15 protein-coding genes are annotated in these 16,300 nt (G+C 55.9%); 12 read left to right on the top strand and 3 right to left on the bottom strand.

The features are described from left to right. Positions 1-2 precede the first annotated feature (2 nt). The 10 genes from trpA (at position 3) to YWK_RS0112160 (ending at position 11,115) form a co-directional block, all read left to right on the top strand. A complete protein-coding gene (trpA, locus tag YWK_RS19760; protein WP_051375545.1) occupies positions 3-836 on the top strand; it encodes a tryptophan synthase subunit alpha in 834 nt (277 codons plus the stop codon). Positions 837-861: 25 nt separating this feature from the next. Then, entirely contained in the window at positions 862-1,899 is a 1,038-nt protein-coding gene (gene aroF / locus YWK_RS19755) for a 3-deoxy-7-phosphoheptulonate synthase (protein ID WP_051375544.1), read from the top strand. Between the two features lie 19 nt (positions 1,900-1,918). Continuing rightward, positions 1,919-2,776 (top strand): prephenate dehydrogenase, encoded by an 858-nt coding sequence (locus tag YWK_RS19750; RefSeq protein ID WP_051375543.1) that lies wholly within the window; start codon positions 1,919-1,921, stop codon positions 2,774-2,776. Continuing rightward, positions 2,773-4,101 (top strand): 3-phosphoshikimate 1-carboxyvinyltransferase, encoded by a 1,329-nt coding sequence (gene aroA / locus YWK_RS0112190; RefSeq protein ID WP_051375542.1) that lies wholly within the window; start codon positions 2,773-2,775, stop codon positions 4,099-4,101. Before YWK_RS19750 ends, aroA begins: the two co-directional genes overlap by 4 nt. A gap of 279 nt (positions 4,102-4,380) precedes the next feature. Beyond that, entirely contained in the window at positions 4,381-6,039 is a 1,659-nt protein-coding gene (locus YWK_RS0112185) for a DNA repair helicase XPB (RefSeq protein WP_026965018.1), read from the top strand. A 69-nt stretch (positions 6,040-6,108) separates the two neighbouring features. Continuing rightward, the gene (locus YWK_RS0112180; protein ID WP_026965017.1) at positions 6,109-7,497 is read left to right on the top strand and encodes a helicase-associated domain-containing protein; all 1,389 of its coding nucleotides are present in this window, start codon (positions 6,109-6,111) and stop codon (positions 7,495-7,497) included. Between the two features lie 190 nt (positions 7,498-7,687). After that, entirely contained in the window at positions 7,688-8,251 is a 564-nt protein-coding gene (locus YWK_RS0112175) for a YpiB family protein (protein WP_026965016.1), read from the top strand. Positions 8,252-8,441: 190 nt separating this feature from the next. Continuing rightward, entirely contained in the window at positions 8,442-9,026 is a 585-nt protein-coding gene (locus tag YWK_RS0112170) for a hypothetical protein (protein WP_026965015.1), read from the top strand. A gap of 599 nt (positions 9,027-9,625) precedes the next feature. Then, entirely contained in the window at positions 9,626-10,297 is a 672-nt protein-coding gene (gene qcrB / locus YWK_RS0112165; protein WP_026965014.1) for a menaquinol-cytochrome c reductase cytochrome b subunit, read from the top strand. 56 nt (positions 10,298-10,353) lie between these two features. Further along, the gene (locus tag YWK_RS0112160; RefSeq protein ID WP_026965013.1) at positions 10,354-11,115 is read left to right on the top strand and encodes a menaquinol-cytochrome c reductase cytochrome b/c subunit; all 762 of its coding nucleotides are present in this window, start codon (positions 10,354-10,356) and stop codon (positions 11,113-11,115) included. A 108-nt stretch (positions 11,116-11,223) separates the two neighbouring features. On the opposite strand, the gene YWK_RS0112155 is transcribed toward YWK_RS0112160, so the two are convergent. Next, positions 11,224-12,060 carry a YitT family protein gene (locus YWK_RS0112155; protein WP_026965012.1) on the bottom strand — a complete coding sequence of 279 codons (837 nt, stop codon included), beginning with the start codon at positions 12,058-12,060 and terminating at the stop codon, positions 11,224-11,226. 60 nt (positions 12,061-12,120) lie between these two features. Beyond that, on the bottom strand, positions 12,121-13,185 hold the full coding sequence (locus tag YWK_RS0112150; RefSeq protein ID WP_026965011.1) for a YkvI family membrane protein: 1,065 nt from the start codon (positions 13,183-13,185) through the stop codon (positions 12,121-12,123). 161 nt (positions 13,186-13,346) lie between these two features. On the opposite strand from YWK_RS0112150, the gene YWK_RS0112145 reads away from it, so the two are divergent. Beyond that, complete coding sequence (locus YWK_RS0112145; RefSeq protein ID WP_026965010.1) at positions 13,347-14,150, top strand: undecaprenyl-diphosphate phosphatase; 804 nt, start codon at positions 13,347-13,349, stop codon at positions 14,148-14,150. Positions 14,151-14,502: 352 nt separating this feature from the next. Here the strand turns inward: YWK_RS0112145 and ylbJ are convergent, their stop codons facing one another. Beyond that, positions 14,503-15,771 carry a sporulation integral membrane protein YlbJ gene (gene ylbJ / locus YWK_RS19745; RefSeq protein ID WP_035466848.1) on the bottom strand — a complete coding sequence of 423 codons (1,269 nt, stop codon included), beginning with the start codon at positions 15,769-15,771 and terminating at the stop codon, positions 14,503-14,505. 180 nt (positions 15,772-15,951) lie between these two features. Here ylbJ and YWK_RS0112135 point away from each other — a divergent pair, with 180 nt between their 5' ends. Continuing rightward, entirely contained in the window at positions 15,952-16,287 is a 336-nt protein-coding gene (locus tag YWK_RS0112135) for a nucleotide pyrophosphohydrolase (RefSeq protein WP_026965009.1), read from the top strand. The last annotated feature ends 13 nt before the right edge of the window (positions 16,288-16,300 follow it).

Genomic DNA, 16,300 nt, shown 5'->3' with positions numbered 1-16,300 from the left:
CCATGGAGCGGATTCAACGCGCGTTTTACCGCCGCCAGGACCGCGCGGCACTGATTCCATTTCTGAACGCGGGTGATCCGACGTTCGCGGATTCTTTGGCCCTGTTTCGGAGCGTCTTACGGGCGGGTGCCGACATCATTGAAATCGGAACCCCATATTCTGACCCATTGGCAGATGGCCCTGTCATCCAAAATTCCGCGCTGCGGAGTCTTCGCGCCGGGTTTCAGTTGCCGCACAGCTTTGAACTCGCCGCTGCTCTACGAAAGGAAGGCGATCACGCCCAAGTCTTGTTTACCTACGTCAATCCGCTCCTGCAGTATTCGGTGGACCGCTTCTTTCGAGACGCGCAGGCCGCGGGTGTGGACGGCGTCATTGTTCCGGATCTTCCGTTTGAGGAGAGCGAGAGTATCCGAGCGGCGGCGGATGCATATGGCACCGCCCTCATTCCGCTGGTGGCGCCGACGTCAGGGGAGGACCGGATTCGCGACATTTGTGCGCACGCTCGCGGGTTCATCTACTGCGTCTCCTCACTCGGCGTGACCGGAGAGCGGGCGAAAATGTCGGATCGGGTGAAATCACTGGTGGCTACGGCCCGCCAGTACAGCCAGTTACCCGTTGCTGTCGGCTTTGGCGTAAGCACACCGGAGCAGGCACGAGACATTGCAACCTATGCGGACGGCGTGATTGTCGGCAGCGCGTTCATTCGCAGAATTGAAAAAAATTTAGAAAATGAATCGGTAGAGGTTTCGGTCCTCGAAGAATGTGTGTATCATTTTGCACAAGCACTCGTCGAGGCGATGGCGCAGACGAAGCGGCGTTTCGTTCAGGGCGTATAGACAGGAATGGAGAGGAGAATGAACGGTGATTGTAGTCATGAAGGAGGGCGCTAGGCGCGACGACATTGACAGTGTCGTCCAGTTACTCAAGAGCAAAGGGCTGGGTGTACACATTTCGCAAGGCGAAGAAAGAACCATCGTGGGCGTCATTGGTCCCAAAGAGAGGGTGCGCGAGTTGCCTGTGCAAGCAATGGCTGGTGTGGAAAAAGTGGTTGCTGTAAGCAATCCGTTTAAACTGGCCAGTCGAGCGTTTCACCCACAGGACACCCTTATACAAGTCGGTGAACACGTGGTGGGTGGCAGCGAGCCGGTCATCATTGCCGGGCCTTGCTCCGTAGAATCGCGCGAGCAAATTGTGGAGACCGCAGAGAAAGTGAAGGCAGCGGGTGCAAACATGCTCCGCGGCGGCGCGTTCAAACCCCGTTCATCCCCGTACTCGTTCCAAGGTCTCGGTGAAACCGGGCTGAAGTACCTCGCCGAGGCGCGTGAAAAGACCGGACTTCCTGTCGTCACCGAGATCATGGAAATCGACGTGCTGGACATGATGCTTGAGTACGTGGACGTGTTACAAATCGGCGCGCGCAATATGCAAAACTACCCCTTGCTCAAAGCGGTTGGCAAGACACAGAAGCCCATTCTACTGAAACGCGGACTCTCAGCGACCATCGAAGAGTGGCTCATGTCGGCTGAGTACATTCTGGCGGAAGGGAACCCGAACGTCATCCTCTGCGAACGTGGCATTCGGACGTTTGAACCATATACGCGCAACACGCTGGATCTGAACGCCGTTCCTGTCGTTCAACACCTGTCGCACTTGCCGGTGGTGGTAGATCCAAGTCACGGCATCGGCCAGTGGCGGCACGTGACGCCAATGGCGCGCGCAGCCATCGCTGCCGGGGCCAACGGCTTGATTGTGGAAGTTCACCCCAATCCGGAAGAGGCGTTGTCGGACGGAGAGCAATCGCTCACGATTGAGAACTTTGAAAATCTGGTCGTTGAAGTCCGCCGCATCGCGAAGGCGATGAACCCAGTCACGGACCCGATGTACGTCGGGAAAGCGTGATGTGCGAGGCCATCGGTCAATGAACGAGCGGTTTCCCGAGTCCGTGCTGGTCGTCGGATGCGGTCTGATTGGAACGTCGCTGGCTCGCGCCATTTCCAGCCGACTGCCAGACATCACCATCACAGGCGTCGAGATTCGCCCCGATTACCGAGGTATCGCAGCGGAATGTGGAGCATTTGCGTCGATAGACGCAGATGTTCCACGTGCCTCTCGATTCGACTTGGCTGTACTGGCAACGCCGGTCGATGTCGCTTGCCGGCAACTGCCTGCAGTGGCCGCAGTGGCGGACGTCGTTTTGGACGTCTGCAGCGTGAAACGGGATATCTGTCAGGTTGCGGAACGATTCAATCTACGGGACGCATTCGCCCCAACTCACCCGATGGCTGGTTTGTCTACGCCGGGGCCGACCCATGCGACGCCAGACCTGTTTGCGGGACGAACGTGGATTACCATCGCGGGCTGGCCCGCCTGTCGGAGAGTGTACCCTCTATTGGAGACGCTGGGGGCGCGCGTGGTCGAACTACCAACACCGGATTTACACGATGCCGCCATGGCCTCCGTCAGCCACGGTATCCACTTGGCTTCCTTGACAGCACTTCTGGCGTCTGACGCGTTGGCGACCGACCGCCAAGGGGGATGGGCAGAACTGACAGGTCCCGCGTTTCGCGACGTCACGCGTCTCGCAGAGTCCCCGACGCAGTTTTGGCGAAGCACTCTGCTTGCCAACCGAGACCATGTGCTGTCTTATATATCTGCACTTCAAACGGTACTGGGGGACATCGCAGCGGCTTTGACTGCGGCAGACGGCGATTCCATCGAACAGTGGCTGGCACGCGCGCAGTCCGTACACAAAAAGTGGAAAGAGGAACGTCTATGACAGTACCAGTAGACTTGCAACATTCCGCACTTCGTGCGTTTCACAAATCCCCTGCGCTCTCTGGTTCCGTTCGTGTTCCGGGAGACAAATCCATCACGCATCGAGCGATTCTCCTCGGGTTGATTGCGGACGGCACCACGACAGTCGAAAACTGGCTGGATGCTGGCGACTGTCGGTCATCCATCGAAGTGGCCCGGGCCCTCGGAGCGGACATCGAAGTGGAACCCAACAGGTTGGTGATTCAGGGAACCGCCGGACGACTAAAGGAGCCGCTGGACGTCCTGAATTGCGGCAACTCGGGCACAACGACACGGCTTGTCCTAGGCATCCTCTCCGCGCGCGTCCCGTTTGCCTGCGTGACCGGTGACGCATCGCTTCGGAGACGGCCGATGGGGCGTGTGATGGATCCACTCACACAAATGGGCGCTGACATCCGGGCTCGCTCTGGACGCTTTGCGCCTCTCGTCGTACAGGGACGACCGCTGCGCGGGATTTCCTACACGTTACCTGTAGCAAGCGCACAGGTGAAATCTGCCATTCTTCTGGCCGGTTTGCTGGCGGAGGCAGGAGACACGACAGTGACTGAACTTCGCCCCACGCGCAATCACACGGAGAACATGCTGACAGCGTTTGGGGCTCCATTGCGTCAAGTATCGGACGGAACCAGCCAAACCATCGTGGTATCGCCCGGAGCGACCTTGCAAGGAACGCGAGTCGTGGTACCAGGGGATATCTCCTCTGCGGCATTTATTCTCGCGGCCGCAGCCGTGGTCCAGGGTTCTGTCGTCACCGTTCAAGGCGTCGGACTCAACCCGACCCGGATTGGTTTCCTCAACGTCCTCTCGCGCATGGGTGCGAACGTCCAGATTGCGAACGTGCAAACGATTGCCGGGGAACCCATCGGCGATGTGACTGTCTCTTCTTCAGCACTGCAGGGGGTGCGGATTGATGAAGCAGAGATCCCTTCGCTGATTGACGAGCTACCCATTCTCGCTGTGCTTGCCGCTTACGCAAACGGAGAGACGGTCGTGTCAGGTGCAGAGGAACTGCGCGTGAAGGAGACCGACCGAATTCGAGCGGTTGTGGAGGGCCTCCAGGCGATTGGGGTAGATGCGGAAGAACGCCCCGATGGATTCCTTATTCGAGGGCAGGGCAAGGTGAAGGGCGGCACGGTTCACAGTTACAACGACCACCGAATCGCCATGAGCTTTGCTGTCGCAGGGTTGGCAAGCCAAGATCCCGTGACGGTTCAGAACTGGGATTGTGTCGGAATTTCTTACCCGACGTTCTTGGAAACACTGCGAATGGTCGGAGCGGATCTCTGATCCGCTTTGGCTTCATCAATTATCTGAACATTTAGTATTGACACGGAGTTATGAAAGCGCTATCCTTTTTATCGAAGGGTGTTTTGTCTGATTTCTCTCCACTCCTAGCAAATTCCCATTGGGAATCTGAACATTCAGATTCCCGCTTTTTTTTGATTCACCCATTCTCCCGCACTTTCCTCCGTATACCCAACTCCGCAAAAAGTCATACTGAAGAAAAGAATACCAATATGTGCAACAGACTGGGATGCCTTGATTGGCCGCAAAAGGAGGCGGAGTGTGACTGGATTGTTGTACGTTCAGGGTGACGGCACGCTGTTGGTTCAGTCGGACAACCCGGACTATGACGCCGCTCGTGCGGACCTCATGGCTTTTTCCGACCTCGTTCAGCGCCTGGATCCCATCCACGTCTACCAGGTGCGCCCCATCTCGCTGTGGCAGGCCGCGTCTACAGGCAAAACCGCCCGCCAGGTACTCGCGTTTTTACGTCAGTATGCGGCCCATCCGATTCCTTATGCACTGCAGCAATTGATTGCTGGAGAAATGTCCAAGTGGGGCAGGTTGGCGTTGCATCAAGGGGCGCGTGGACGCATTGTGCTGCGTGGATGTAGCGCAGACCTCGATGCAGCCAGAGCCGTTCCGGCCGTGCGCGAACTCGCCCTCTCCGACGACGGCGATGGGCTTGTGTTTTCAGCGGGCTGTCGGGCAGAGGTGAAGCAGATACTGGCCAGCGCAGGATGGCCGGTACGCGACAACGTCGGTTATCAGGACGCACCGGCTATCTCTTTTTCGTGGGATGGACGGACCCAATTGCGGGATTACCAGTGGGCCGCCGTGGAGCAATTCTATGCGAACACGCGGGACCAGAGCGGTGTGGTCGTACTCCCGTGTGGGGCGGGGAAGACCATCGTGGGCATCGCCATCATTCAGGCCCTTGGACGGCACGCACTGGTTTTGACGCCCAGCGACACATCCGCGAAACAGTGGCAAAAGGAATTGCTGGAGCGGACCACGCTCACGGACGACGACGTTGCTCTGTATCACGCGAACCGACCGCTAGCGCCCATCACGATTACCACGTACCAAAAGGTTGCGGCGAAGAAGCGGAGCGGCGAACGGGAACACCTGAGGCGATTGACTGGACACCCGTGGGGTATCGTGGTGTACGACGAAGTACACATGCTGCCTGCGCCCTTGTTTCGGCTGGCAGCGGACCTGCAAGGAGCGCGAAGGCTTGGGCTGACCGCTACCCTCGTCCGAGAAGACGGTGCAGAAGCTGACGTGTTCAGCCTCATTGGCAGCAAGGTCTTCGAAGTGCCGTGGAAACAACTGGAACAGGCGGGATACCTGGCTGCGGTTCGCTGTGTGGAAGTACACGTGCCGTTATCTGCCGCGGATGCGGCGTTGTACGAGCGAGCGAGTGTCCGGGAACGACACAAGATTGCGGCACTCAACCCGGCCAAAGTGTCCGTTGTGCGCGCACTGTTGGCGAAGCACCCTGGGGAGAGCGCAATGGTCATAGGCCATTACTTGGAGTCGTTGCAGACATTGGCTGCCGAGCTGCACTGCCCCATGGTCAGCGGCCAGACGCCGCAGCCAGAACGCGAGCAGTGGCTGGAACAATTCAGGTCCGGGCAGATTCGCCAGATTGTCCTGTCCCGCATTGCCAACATGGCAGTGGATATCCCGTGCGCATCGGTTGCCGTCCAGGTGTCAGGGTTGTTCGGATCGCGTCAGGAAGAAGCGCAGCGATTGGGCCGGCTGTTGCGACCACACACCAAAGAAGGTGTGTTTTACACGCTGGTCAGCAAGAACACCGTTGAGGAGAGAACTGCAAAACACCGACAGTTGTATCTCGTGGAGCAGGGGTATGCCTACGACGTCATGGACGCCGAGGAAATATTAGGGAGTGTGCACGTCGCCGGGGTGCAGAAGTGAGGGACTTAGAGCGAGGTGGCTTGTCGCCAGTGGCGACCGTCGAGGCCCCCGAAGCGAGGAGGAAATACCATGAAGTTGGCCGAGTGTCTCAACACCGCTGATATATCTACATTAAGGGCCATTGCTGAGCGCTACGACTTGCGCTGCTCACGACACTCAAAACTGTCGTTGCTGCAGGAAATTTTGTACACCTTTCAGTCGTCGGCGTTCCTTCAAGAGCACATGGAAACCTGGGTCCACGGAAGAGAGTACGCCATGCTCCGTCTGAGCCTGGAACAGCGTCGGACGTTCTCCCAGGAGGAACTCGTGGGCGTCTTGCAGGGCCAAGGGGCCGACAACGCCCTCGACAAGGCGGTACAGGAGGGCTGGTTGTTTCCGACCACCCGGTATGGGGGCCGACTACTCTATTGCGTGCCCGAAGAGCTGCAAAGCAAGATCCGCGGAGTCATGGTGCAACGCTTCTCCAAACAATTGGAAACCATGGACGACGGACCACTTCTGTACCAGGAGGAAGGGCACGCCATGGTGCGCGACGTCGATGTGTTCCTGGAATACGTCCGCAACCACGATGTTCGATTGACCACGGACGGCAGCATATACAAGCGGAATCTGACACAGATTCTGGAATTACTCGAAGTGCCTGAAGAACCCTTGCAAAGCGGGTGGAGGTTCGGTTACGGGAGAAGATTTCACGATTATCCGGACAGGTTCGCTTTGTTGTACGACTACGCCTACCATGCAAACTTGATCAGCGAGGATAACGATGGCCTGCTTCGCCTGGCTGACGGCGTGGCGGCCTGGGCAGGCCTCGATATGCTGGATAGGCAACGAGCGCTCGTGCGGTTCTACATGTCGACATATCGCCGCCCTATCAAACGACTGCCTCAGGTGGCGCAGCTCATTGCACACGCTGCACGCAAGTGGACCTGCAGTGACGGCATGTTGACGGCCTTGTCCGACCTTGTGCAACCCTACTACTACGACGAACAACACCAGGTCTGGAAAACAAGAATACTCAAGATGTTGATGCATCTGGGTCTGATTCGAACTGGGAGCGACGAAAGTGGGCGAGAGTGGTTTCAAATCACTCAACTTGGTCAACAATTGCTAACACCGGACGCTTTACCGGTCATTCCGGACCAAGCGAAGGAGAAACAACGTATCCTCATCGTGCAACCGAACTTTGAGATTGTCGTCACAACGGATCAGCCGATGATCACTGCCGAATTGTCAATGTTCACCGAGTTACGACAGGCGGGGGTCATTCGAGTCTACCGAATGACGGAAGAATCGGTCCAAAAAGGAGTTGCGGCAGGCAAGTCACTCACAGCCTGGCTCGACTTCTTGCAGACCTACTCGCAAACACCCGTGCCAGGCAATGTCGAGCGTACGCTGGAGGAGTGGGACCGGGTCATGCGTGCAGAGCGAGCGGTGGAAGACGATACCCTGACGAGTTGATCCGTTGGGTACTGAACAGAGAGCCCAATCTCTGAAATCGTTCCACAGTATGGACAGTTGTGCAGGAAAATTTGACTGTCCGCTCGAATAGAATACTCAAAGCATTCTTACTTCTGCTGGTTGCCGGTGTAGGTGCGGATATTCTCAATCTTGGGACAATGGGCTTCGGCCACTCAGGGAGGAGACGGCTATGGGCAATACTGTAACGGTCGCCGAAAAGAAACACTTTCTGCGTTGGTTCCTGGGCAACTACCAGTTGCAAAGCCGGGAGGCGGAAATGCTCCTGCGCTACATGATGACACGGGAAAACTTACTGCGCAGAGTCCATTTCGTCGAAAACTTCCGTCAACTGCCGCGTGTCATTGTCGTGTCCACTACGTGTGTCCAAGTCGCACCATTTCGCTACTATCGCCGGAACAAACCGGTGTCTACCGATGTCGAACAAGCGTTCCTGGACCTGTATCAACACCCGGACGACGACGTTTACGTCGGGCTGTTTTTCAAGGACCGGACGACCAGCACCGCCTATGCTTCCGTCTTGGAGGAAACGGTTACAGCCGAGTTGGAGCCGGCGGTCCGAGAGTTAATCACGATGCAAGCGGAATGGGTGATTGACCAGGCAGTACGAAGTTACCAGCGGGAGATGCTCATGGAAGAAGTCAACCGCGCACTCGACCTCGGTGATCGCCAGGCGTTTTATGAAGCCAGTCGCAAACTTATCGACTTTGACGCATTGTCGCTGCCTGTAGGATGACGCACTTGACCTGATCAACCCCCTCGCAACCACTGCGAAGGGGTTGTTGATGTGTTCCGCATATGACAACATCGCGGAGAGCCAGTCTGGTGGACTGTTGTGACTCGCTATTGTTGTACCGCGATTTGTCGCCCCGATTGGCGCATGTTACTCTGTACATAGCTCCGACGACCTGAATGGGGGAGTCCCTGTGCAGATGCAACATCTGACGCCACACCAATTTGAGCCGTACCGTGAGTATGTCGACACCCTCATCATCACCTCTTTTGAACCGGCACCGTTGGACATTGCAGCGCCCTTCGCGGCGAGCGCTTGGATTGTGGAAAACCTGGCACAACGACTCCTTGCGCGATTTGGAGGACGCACAACCCATCTCGATGCAGGTGCTACCTTGCTGACGCCGGTATCCCTGGACATGGTTTCTGCGCTGCCCAAAGCGTGGTTTCATCCGTTGAAATACGTGCTGTGGTTCACAGACCGCACGTTGGTGCAAGACGCGTGGAAACCTTCTGAGAGGCGAAACTGCGTCATCCTGGACTGGTGGCAGTGGCTGCGGCGACGGGTCCCTGAACACCGTCTCGCCGATGCCTGGTCATATCTTGCATTCGCCTGCCCGCAGTACTGGAACAGTCCAGCACGCCAGGACATCGGCATGCCTGAGTCCATGACTGCTGCCATGGCTGCCGAGGGAAGAAAACTGTTGGACGCGTTGGAGGAATGGGCGGTCGGTGAACTGTCAGACTTGTGGCAGGGAACGCCAAACCACACCAGCTGAGGACGGGCCCTCCGATTTCCGTCGGTGACAGCATTTTTCTGTTGTGCTGCGGTTCCGACCTCCGACATCCCTACTGGGACAGATGGATGAATCCAATAGAGACGCAAGGCACTGCTTGACACATGAAACGTCTGAAAGATATGATGATTTACATACAGTGGGTGCCACGTCTACATATGAATTTTGACGAGAGATGGGTGAGTCGGCGGAGGTCAGCGCCATATCTAGGTTCACTTGCTTTAAAAACGAAGAGAAAAGAGAATGAGCGCTGTTTCCGGAGTTTCTGGCGCGAGGGAGCACGAAGCCATGATATTCGTGGAAGCGTTTCATCTGTGGCGTCGCCAGGGCATCCATCGCGGTGACGTGCCGGACCGGCGACCCATGCATGAATCGGTGCCATGTGATGGACGAACGCCAAGAAGATGTACGAAATTTTTAGAACAGTCAGGCTCATCTCTTGCAGCTCAAAACCGGCCGCTGTCTCTCTTGTGTCGCCCCTCGATGCGCACGTCCGCTGTGAAGTGCACGGAACGCGCGGTCTGCACGGCAGCCGGGACCGCTGCAACAACGCAATCGCTCAGGGCAGGTGATGACGTAACATGTTGAAAAAAGCCTACGACTGGATTGACGAGCGGCTCAACGTAACACCGCTGTGGCGCGACATGGCGGATCACGAGGTTCCGGCCCACGTGAATCCAGCGGTGAAGATGTCTGCGTTCGTGTACTGCTTCGGTGGATTGACGTTTCTGGTCATTACAACACAGATCCTCTCCGGTATGTTCCTCGCGATGTATTACACGCCCGACATCACGAATGCGTGGTACAGCGTCAAATACATCACGGACGAAGTACTTCTTGGAAATGTCGTGCGCGGAATGCACTTCTGGGGAGCCAGCTTGGTTATTGTCATGATGTTCTTACACATGCTTCGCGTGTTTTTCACAGGGGCGTACAAGGCTCCTCGTGAGCTCAACTGGGTCGTCGGCGTACTGATTTTCTTCGTTGTACTTGCTTTCGGTTTTACCGGTTACCTGCTGCCATGGGACCAGAAGGCGTACTGGGCGACCGCCGTGGGTAGTCAAATCGCAGGGTCCATTCCGTGGGTTGGGCCATATATCCAAACCTTGCTGCTGGGAAGTCACACGGTGGGCGCTCTCACATTGACGAGGTTTTTTGCAATTCACGTATTCTTCCTGCCTGCCGCACTGCTTGTGTTGTTGGCCCTGCACTTTATCATGATTCGCTCTCAACACATTGCTGGTCCGCTGTAATCGGTGCGGCAGAGGCAAGCGCGCGAGGCGCAGAGTACGGCTAAGGAGGGTGTGGAATGGCGGGAGGCGAACGGATTCCTGGCACGCCCAGGTATCGTCATCACCATCTGAAGAACCCCGGTACGGAGCCGTTTTTTCCAAACTTCCTGTTGAAGGAATGGATTGTCGGATCCGTGTTTCTGTTGTCCTTCATGCTCTGGATTGTGTTCAATCCGGTGGACCTCGGCGACAAGGCCAACCCGGATGATACGTCGTTCATTCCGGTTCCGGACTGGTACTTTTTGTTTCTCTATCAAATCTTAAAGTATTATCCGGGTTCCGATATCGTCGTTGGAACGGTGTTGGTCCCGATGGTTGCCTCGCTGTTGCTGTTGTTCGCCCCCTGGCTGGATACTTCCAAGGCGCGACACCCCTACAAACGACCTCTGGCCACCGGCGCCATGGTGCTCACAACGCTGCTCACCATTTGGCTAACCAACGAAGCGGCCGTTCAACACCAGGCGGAGGTAGACGCTGCGAGTGGCAAGGCGTCCGCAGGGTTGCCGGCATTACCAAAGATTTCGGCTTCCCAGATTCACTTGGTAGATACCAATATGCCTGGCTACAAGTTGTTTGAACAAACGTGCGCGAACTGCCACGGCAAGTCCGGTGAAGGTGGAATGGGACCTCCGATTTACGCCATCGGCAAGTACTGGGATGCGACGAAACTGAAGCAATTCGTCAACAACCCGTCCGGCGGAATGCCCAAGAACGGGACCTTGTCCAGCGACGCCGACGTTCAGAAAGTCGTCGACTGGCTGTCTAAGCAAAAGGGATAATCTCGCGTTTTCAATACGATGAGGCCTGCAGCGTATGTCGCGTGCAGGCCTCATCTCATCTTGTTGAAGCGCTCGAGTAGAATTTTTCGAATCGGTCATCACAGCTGATTACGGAGAGGGATACGTAAAGCCCTCTCCGAGTACTTCGTGGACATCGTTTACGACGACGAAGGCGCGAGGATCAATGTCGTGCACAATTTGCTGAATGCGCCCAACCTCTTCCCGCGACACCACGCAGTAGATCACGCGTTTGGCCTCTCCGGTGTAACCACCACTGGCGTCGAGCAGAGTCGTTCCTCGATTCAGTATCTCGTGAATGTCGCGAACGATGTCCTCGTACTTGTCCGAAATAATGTGCACGGCCTTGCCCGCCTTGACACCTTCAATGACAAAATCAATCACTCGACTGGACACGAAGAGTGCTACGAGGGAATACATCGCAGTCTCTCGACCAACCACCCAGGCTCCAATCCCAATCACCACAACGTCGATTGAAAACAGCGTCTTGCCCATGGAGAGCCCGTACCAGTGCCGAACAAATCGCGCAATGATGTCCGCACCACCCGTTGTCGCTCCGGCCCGAAAAATGAGACCCAAACCGAGGCCTGTGACGACGCCGGCGTACAGTGCGCCCAAGAGGTGGTCGGATGTCGGCAACTGAAGACGAGCGGTCAGTGCGCTGAACAAGGATACAGCCAGTACGCCCACTGTGGTGCGCAGGATAAAGTCGTGTCCAAACAGCCGCCATGCGGGAATCAACAGAGGTATGTTCAAAAGAAGAAACGTGACCCCGAGCGGCAACTTGAATTTGTATAGCAGCAGCACGGAAATTCCGACAAAACCACCTTCGGCAAGGTGGTTGGCGACCAGAAAAGCGTTCAGCCCTACCGAATAGACCAAACTGCCTAAGACGATGGATGCCCACTTCCACCATTCCCGCAACATATCTTAACTTCCTCCGATTGAAACAACGTAGTTGTACGTTGCCTCATTATACGGAACTGGTCACGGGACAGGCAACTTTTCCCTCGGCCACACAAGCGCGAAGACAAATAGGGTACTGATCCAACTAAACACTCCGTACACGTATGTCACCATGGTTGAGAATCCAACCTGACTACCTAGGTACGCCAAGACCAGAATGACTCCCGTCACGATGGCGGAAGAACGGTGTGTGCGCATACCAAATTGCGCACCCAGACTGTAGACATTGCCTACCAAGGTAGAATAGATCTCCCCCCACAGAACAAACAGGAACGCCCACTGCAGGTACCGCCCAATCTGTGAAGCCACATACGCCATAGGAATGTCCAAAGTCATCACCTTCGGATAATGAGCAAACAAGGCACATGTCACGGCCAACAGCATGCTACCAAGCGCGATTGCCCCCATACATGCACCCAGTCGAAGCGTCTCTACGTCTTTGACGTTGGCACCCAGTGGAATTAATACGCCGGCTGCTAACCCAATATTGAAGGCTGCGTACATGACGCCTGAGATGAGACTCACGAGAGGATGGTGCGTCGTCAGCATCGCGCCCGCGCTCCAGATGTGGGGGAGACCGTACTTCCGAAGGACATCAAAGGCGGCGAACAAAACAAAGGAGACCATGGTAGGGACAATCACGGTGTTGGCTTCCAGTATTCCCTTTATGCCGCGAACGATGGTGATGTATGTAATCGCGAGTGTCAGCAAGGCCCCGACTTGGAACGACACGTGCAAACTTTCACGAAAGAGCGCCCCAGCACCGGCCAGCATGGCAACCGTGACACCGAATAACATCAATACCAGAACCACGTCGAATACGCTTCCTAATGTCCTGCCAAACAAGAACGCATTCAGCTCGCGGTAAGAGTGGGCCTGTAGGCGATGCCCGAGATACATCACTTTGTACCCGAGCCACGCAAACAGCACGACGGATAGCAGAATGGATAGAAATCCCCAGTTCCCATAGCGTCCGAAAAACTGAAAAATCTCTTGTCCGGAAGCAAAACCGGCTCCCACCACTGTCCCCACGTAGGTGCAGCCGACTTGAAACGCAAGCCATTTCGATTGTCCCGCGCGATGCATTCGCCATACCCCCTACAGACAGAATATGGCCTTGTCCCCACAATGATGATTGCAGCCCGAAGAACCGTCCAGCATGTCCGCAGGGAAGGACAAATATAGATGAATATAGCGGAGCCAGTCCACGTCTTGCTCTCGCGCGCAAACGGAAAGGGGGGAAGTATATGACCACATGGCAAGCCATCATCCTTGGCATTGTACAAGGTGTGACAGAATTCTTGCCCATCAGCAGTTCAGGCCACCTCGTACTCCTGCAGAAGTTGTGGAACATCTCCGGAGAAGAGCTCCTCTTCATTACCTTTTTGCATTTAGGTACCCTCATCGCAGTGGTGTGGGCGCTGCGGAACGAAGTCCGGTGGCTGATCCGACATCCCTGGTCCCGCACTGCAAGAATGATCTTGGTTGCGCTCATCCCAACGGCGGTCGTCGGCGGATTGTTCGAGGAGATCTTCGAGGATCTGTTTCAAAGCGGGATCACGGTAGGCTTTGAGTTCGTCATCACGGGCGTCGTGCTGTGGTGGATGGACAGCGTGGGGAACACCGCACAGTCAGAGGATGACATGTCCCCAGCGGACGCCCTGTGGATTGGTACGCTGCAAGGCGCTGCCATCCTGCCAGCGCTTTCGAGGTCTGGCCTCACCATCGCCGCTGCACTGTGGCGCGGCATGAGCCGAGAAGCGGCAGCACGCTTCTCGTTCTTACTGTCTGTTCCAGCGATTCTCGGAGCGACCGTCGTTGAACTGGATGATGTGTTCGAGGACCCGAGCTTGATCAACGGAACGAACTGGACAGCCATCGGCTTAGGCACGTTGGCGGCCGTCATTGCCGGCTACTTCGCTGTCAAAGGCACGATGTGGCTTCTCAATCGCTCTCGCATGCGCATTTTTGCCGTGTACGTATGGGTGCTCGCAGCGTTTGTCCTTGTCGACCAAATCTGGCTTCACCACTGGTTTCCACCTTTGTTCTGATGTGCAAGCGAGGTGACCTTTACAGGTGCTTGCAGTGAAAGCCTAAGAGCGTGCGAACGATGCTAGCCCTGTTGGTTTTGATGCTCTGCAAAGTGCGAACGTCCGCCATGGCGCCCCGAATTCGGCAAAGAATTCGTGGGCGCCATCGTTCACTTGATAGGAGTGACTGTGTGCTTGCAAGATCACGAAGGGGAGACGTTCCATCCGTCTCCCCTTCGTGATGTCCGATTGACTTGTGCTGCGTCGATGTCACTCCACCGCCCATAAGCGAGCGGTGGAGGACCTGGATGGTGCACCGAGACTGAATGTATCATGTTTCGAACCATCCCACCGTCACATCTGTGTGTAGTCGTCAAGCTCTCGGCACTTTCGCGCGCCAGACAATCACCCGAACCCTCTTGATAATATAGAGAGCCACAGACACCACGAGCATGGCGAGGATCAGCCAAACCCAGGCCGACAACCCTCTCTCCATGACCTGCCACCACGGGGCGCCTGCAGCCGCCGCCTGTGTCGACGCGAACGCGGGTACGGCAAAGGAAAACGCGTGTTCGGCTGCGTTGCCCAACCCCAACCACCACAGAATGTACGTAAACACGACCGCCAACACACCGTGCAGGAACCGTGCCAGAAAATAAGGTGCCATACGGATGTCCGTGTTTGTGATGACGCTGGCAACCTGGGCATGCACAGCCAAGCCGCTCCACCCGATGATACCGCCCACAATGGCCACCTTTTGAATGAGCGGCGCAGCCGATGCCCCCGCTGCCTGCGCACTGCCGATGTCAATTTCCACGAGACCGGCGAGCGTCGGATTCACTAAACTCGTGTCGATGCCGAGCAGGTGGTAGATAAAGGCCACTGGAACACCCAGTACGGCGAGAATTCCGGACAACCGCATCACTTCAATCATCACCGCGAAAAACACGATAAAACCGCAGATCATCAAAATGGTCATAATAGACTCCGTTACAGCTTCCCGTAATAGCTTACCAAACGGGCGACCGTCTTCCTCGCGGGCGACCACCACTTCTCGAAACGCGCGTGCAAAAATATTGCTCTTTCCCGCTTGCTCAGTCTTTGGCGTAGATTCACTGCCACGACCCCAGAATTTGAAACTCACGCCAACCAAAAACGCAGAAATATAATGTGCGAGTGCGATGAGCGCACCTAATTCAGGAGACTTAAACATGCCGACAGCCACCGCTGTAATCATGAACAACGGGTCTGCCGTATTCGTGAAAGCTAGCAACCGTTCACCTTCGCTACGGGTACACATCCCCGTCTCTCGAAACCGGGAGGTAATGACTGCATCCATGGGATACCCTGCTGCGAGACCCATCGACAAAGCGAAAGCACCGGCACCCGGAACGCTGAACAGCGGTCTCATCAATGGTTCCAACAGCACCCCGAGTCCGTGCACCATCCCCAGTCCAAGCAATAATTCCGCTAAAATGAAGAACGGAAGCAGGGACGGGAAGACGATGTCCCAAAACATTTTCAGCCCGATAATCCCGGCATCAAATCCTTGTTTCGGGTAAACGACCAGCGCAATTGTAAATACGATAACTGCGGTACCAAGTAAATACGTGGTCCACTGGCCCTTACGCTGTTGACTCAATCCATCTCATCTCCTTTTGCCGCGCCCGGGCCTCGCACTTGTCCCGGTCAATCAGTACATCATATTGTCCAGGCATTGGGTTTATGTTTGTCATGCATGTGCGGAATACCTTTGTTCGGTATAATGGGGGAGAACGAAGGAAAAGCACTACAAGACAGATTCCGTGAAAGAGGTTTGCACATGGCGCTCACCCTGGAGGACATGCAACGACGCGTGGACGCGTACATCAGCCAATTCAAGGAAGGCTACTTCCAACCGATGACACTGGTCGTTCGCCTCACAGAGGAACTGGGTGAACTGGCCCGTGAGGTCAACCACGAATACGGTGAAAAGCCGAAGAAGCCATCAGAGGAACCTGGCAGTATTGCCTTGGAGCTGGGGGATCTGATGTTTGTCATCGCTTGCCTTGCCAACCGGTTGGACATTGATCTATCCGATGCGTTCATGCGTATCATGGAGAAGTTTGAAACGCGTGATAAGGACCGCTGGACGCGCATCCATCCAAAGACACCATAGGCATAGGCACGAG

It is taken from the genome of Alicyclobacillus pomorum DSM 14955 (assembly GCF_000472905.1).
In the GTDB taxonomy this organism is placed as follows: Bacteria; Bacillota; Bacilli; order Alicyclobacillales; family Alicyclobacillaceae; genus Alicyclobacillus_A; species Alicyclobacillus_A pomorum.
The sequence above is the reverse complement of the archived record's forward strand: the minus strand, read 5'-3'. Positions and strand labels throughout refer to the sequence as shown.

Excerpts from the sequence above, each read along its gene's own strand:
- YWK_RS0112180 (WP_026965017.1), top strand. The coding sequence starts at position 6,109 with ATGAAGTTGGCCGAGTGTCTCAACACCGCTGATATATCTACATTAAGG.
- YWK_RS0112145 (WP_026965010.1), top strand. The coding sequence starts at position 13,347 with ATGACCACATGGCAAGCCATCATCCTTGGCATTGTACAAGGTGTGACA.
- YWK_RS0112175 (WP_026965016.1), top strand. The coding sequence starts at position 7,688 with ATGGGCAATACTGTAACGGTCGCCGAAAAGAAACACTTTCTGCGTTGG.
- trpA (WP_051375545.1), top strand. The coding sequence starts at position 3 with ATGGAGCGGATTCAACGCGCGTTTTACCGCCGCCAGGACCGCGCGGCA.
- qcrB (WP_026965014.1), top strand. The coding sequence starts at position 9,626 with ATGTTGAAAAAAGCCTACGACTGGATTGACGAGCGGCTCAACGTAACA.
- aroA (WP_051375542.1), top strand. The coding sequence starts at position 2,773 with ATGACAGTACCAGTAGACTTGCAACATTCCGCACTTCGTGCGTTTCAC.
- YWK_RS0112150 (WP_026965011.1), bottom strand. The coding sequence starts at position 13,185 with ATGCATCGCGCGGGACAATCGAAATGGCTTGCGTTTCAAGTCGGCTGC.
- YWK_RS0112135 (WP_026965009.1), top strand. The coding sequence starts at position 15,952 with ATGGCGCTCACCCTGGAGGACATGCAACGACGCGTGGACGCGTACATC.
- YWK_RS19750 (WP_051375543.1), top strand. The coding sequence starts at position 1,919 with ATGAACGAGCGGTTTCCCGAGTCCGTGCTGGTCGTCGGATGCGGTCTG.
- YWK_RS0112160 (WP_026965013.1), top strand. The coding sequence starts at position 10,354 with ATGGCGGGAGGCGAACGGATTCCTGGCACGCCCAGGTATCGTCATCAC.
- YWK_RS0112155 (WP_026965012.1), bottom strand. The coding sequence starts at position 12,060 with ATGTTGCGGGAATGGTGGAAGTGGGCATCCATCGTCTTAGGCAGTTTG.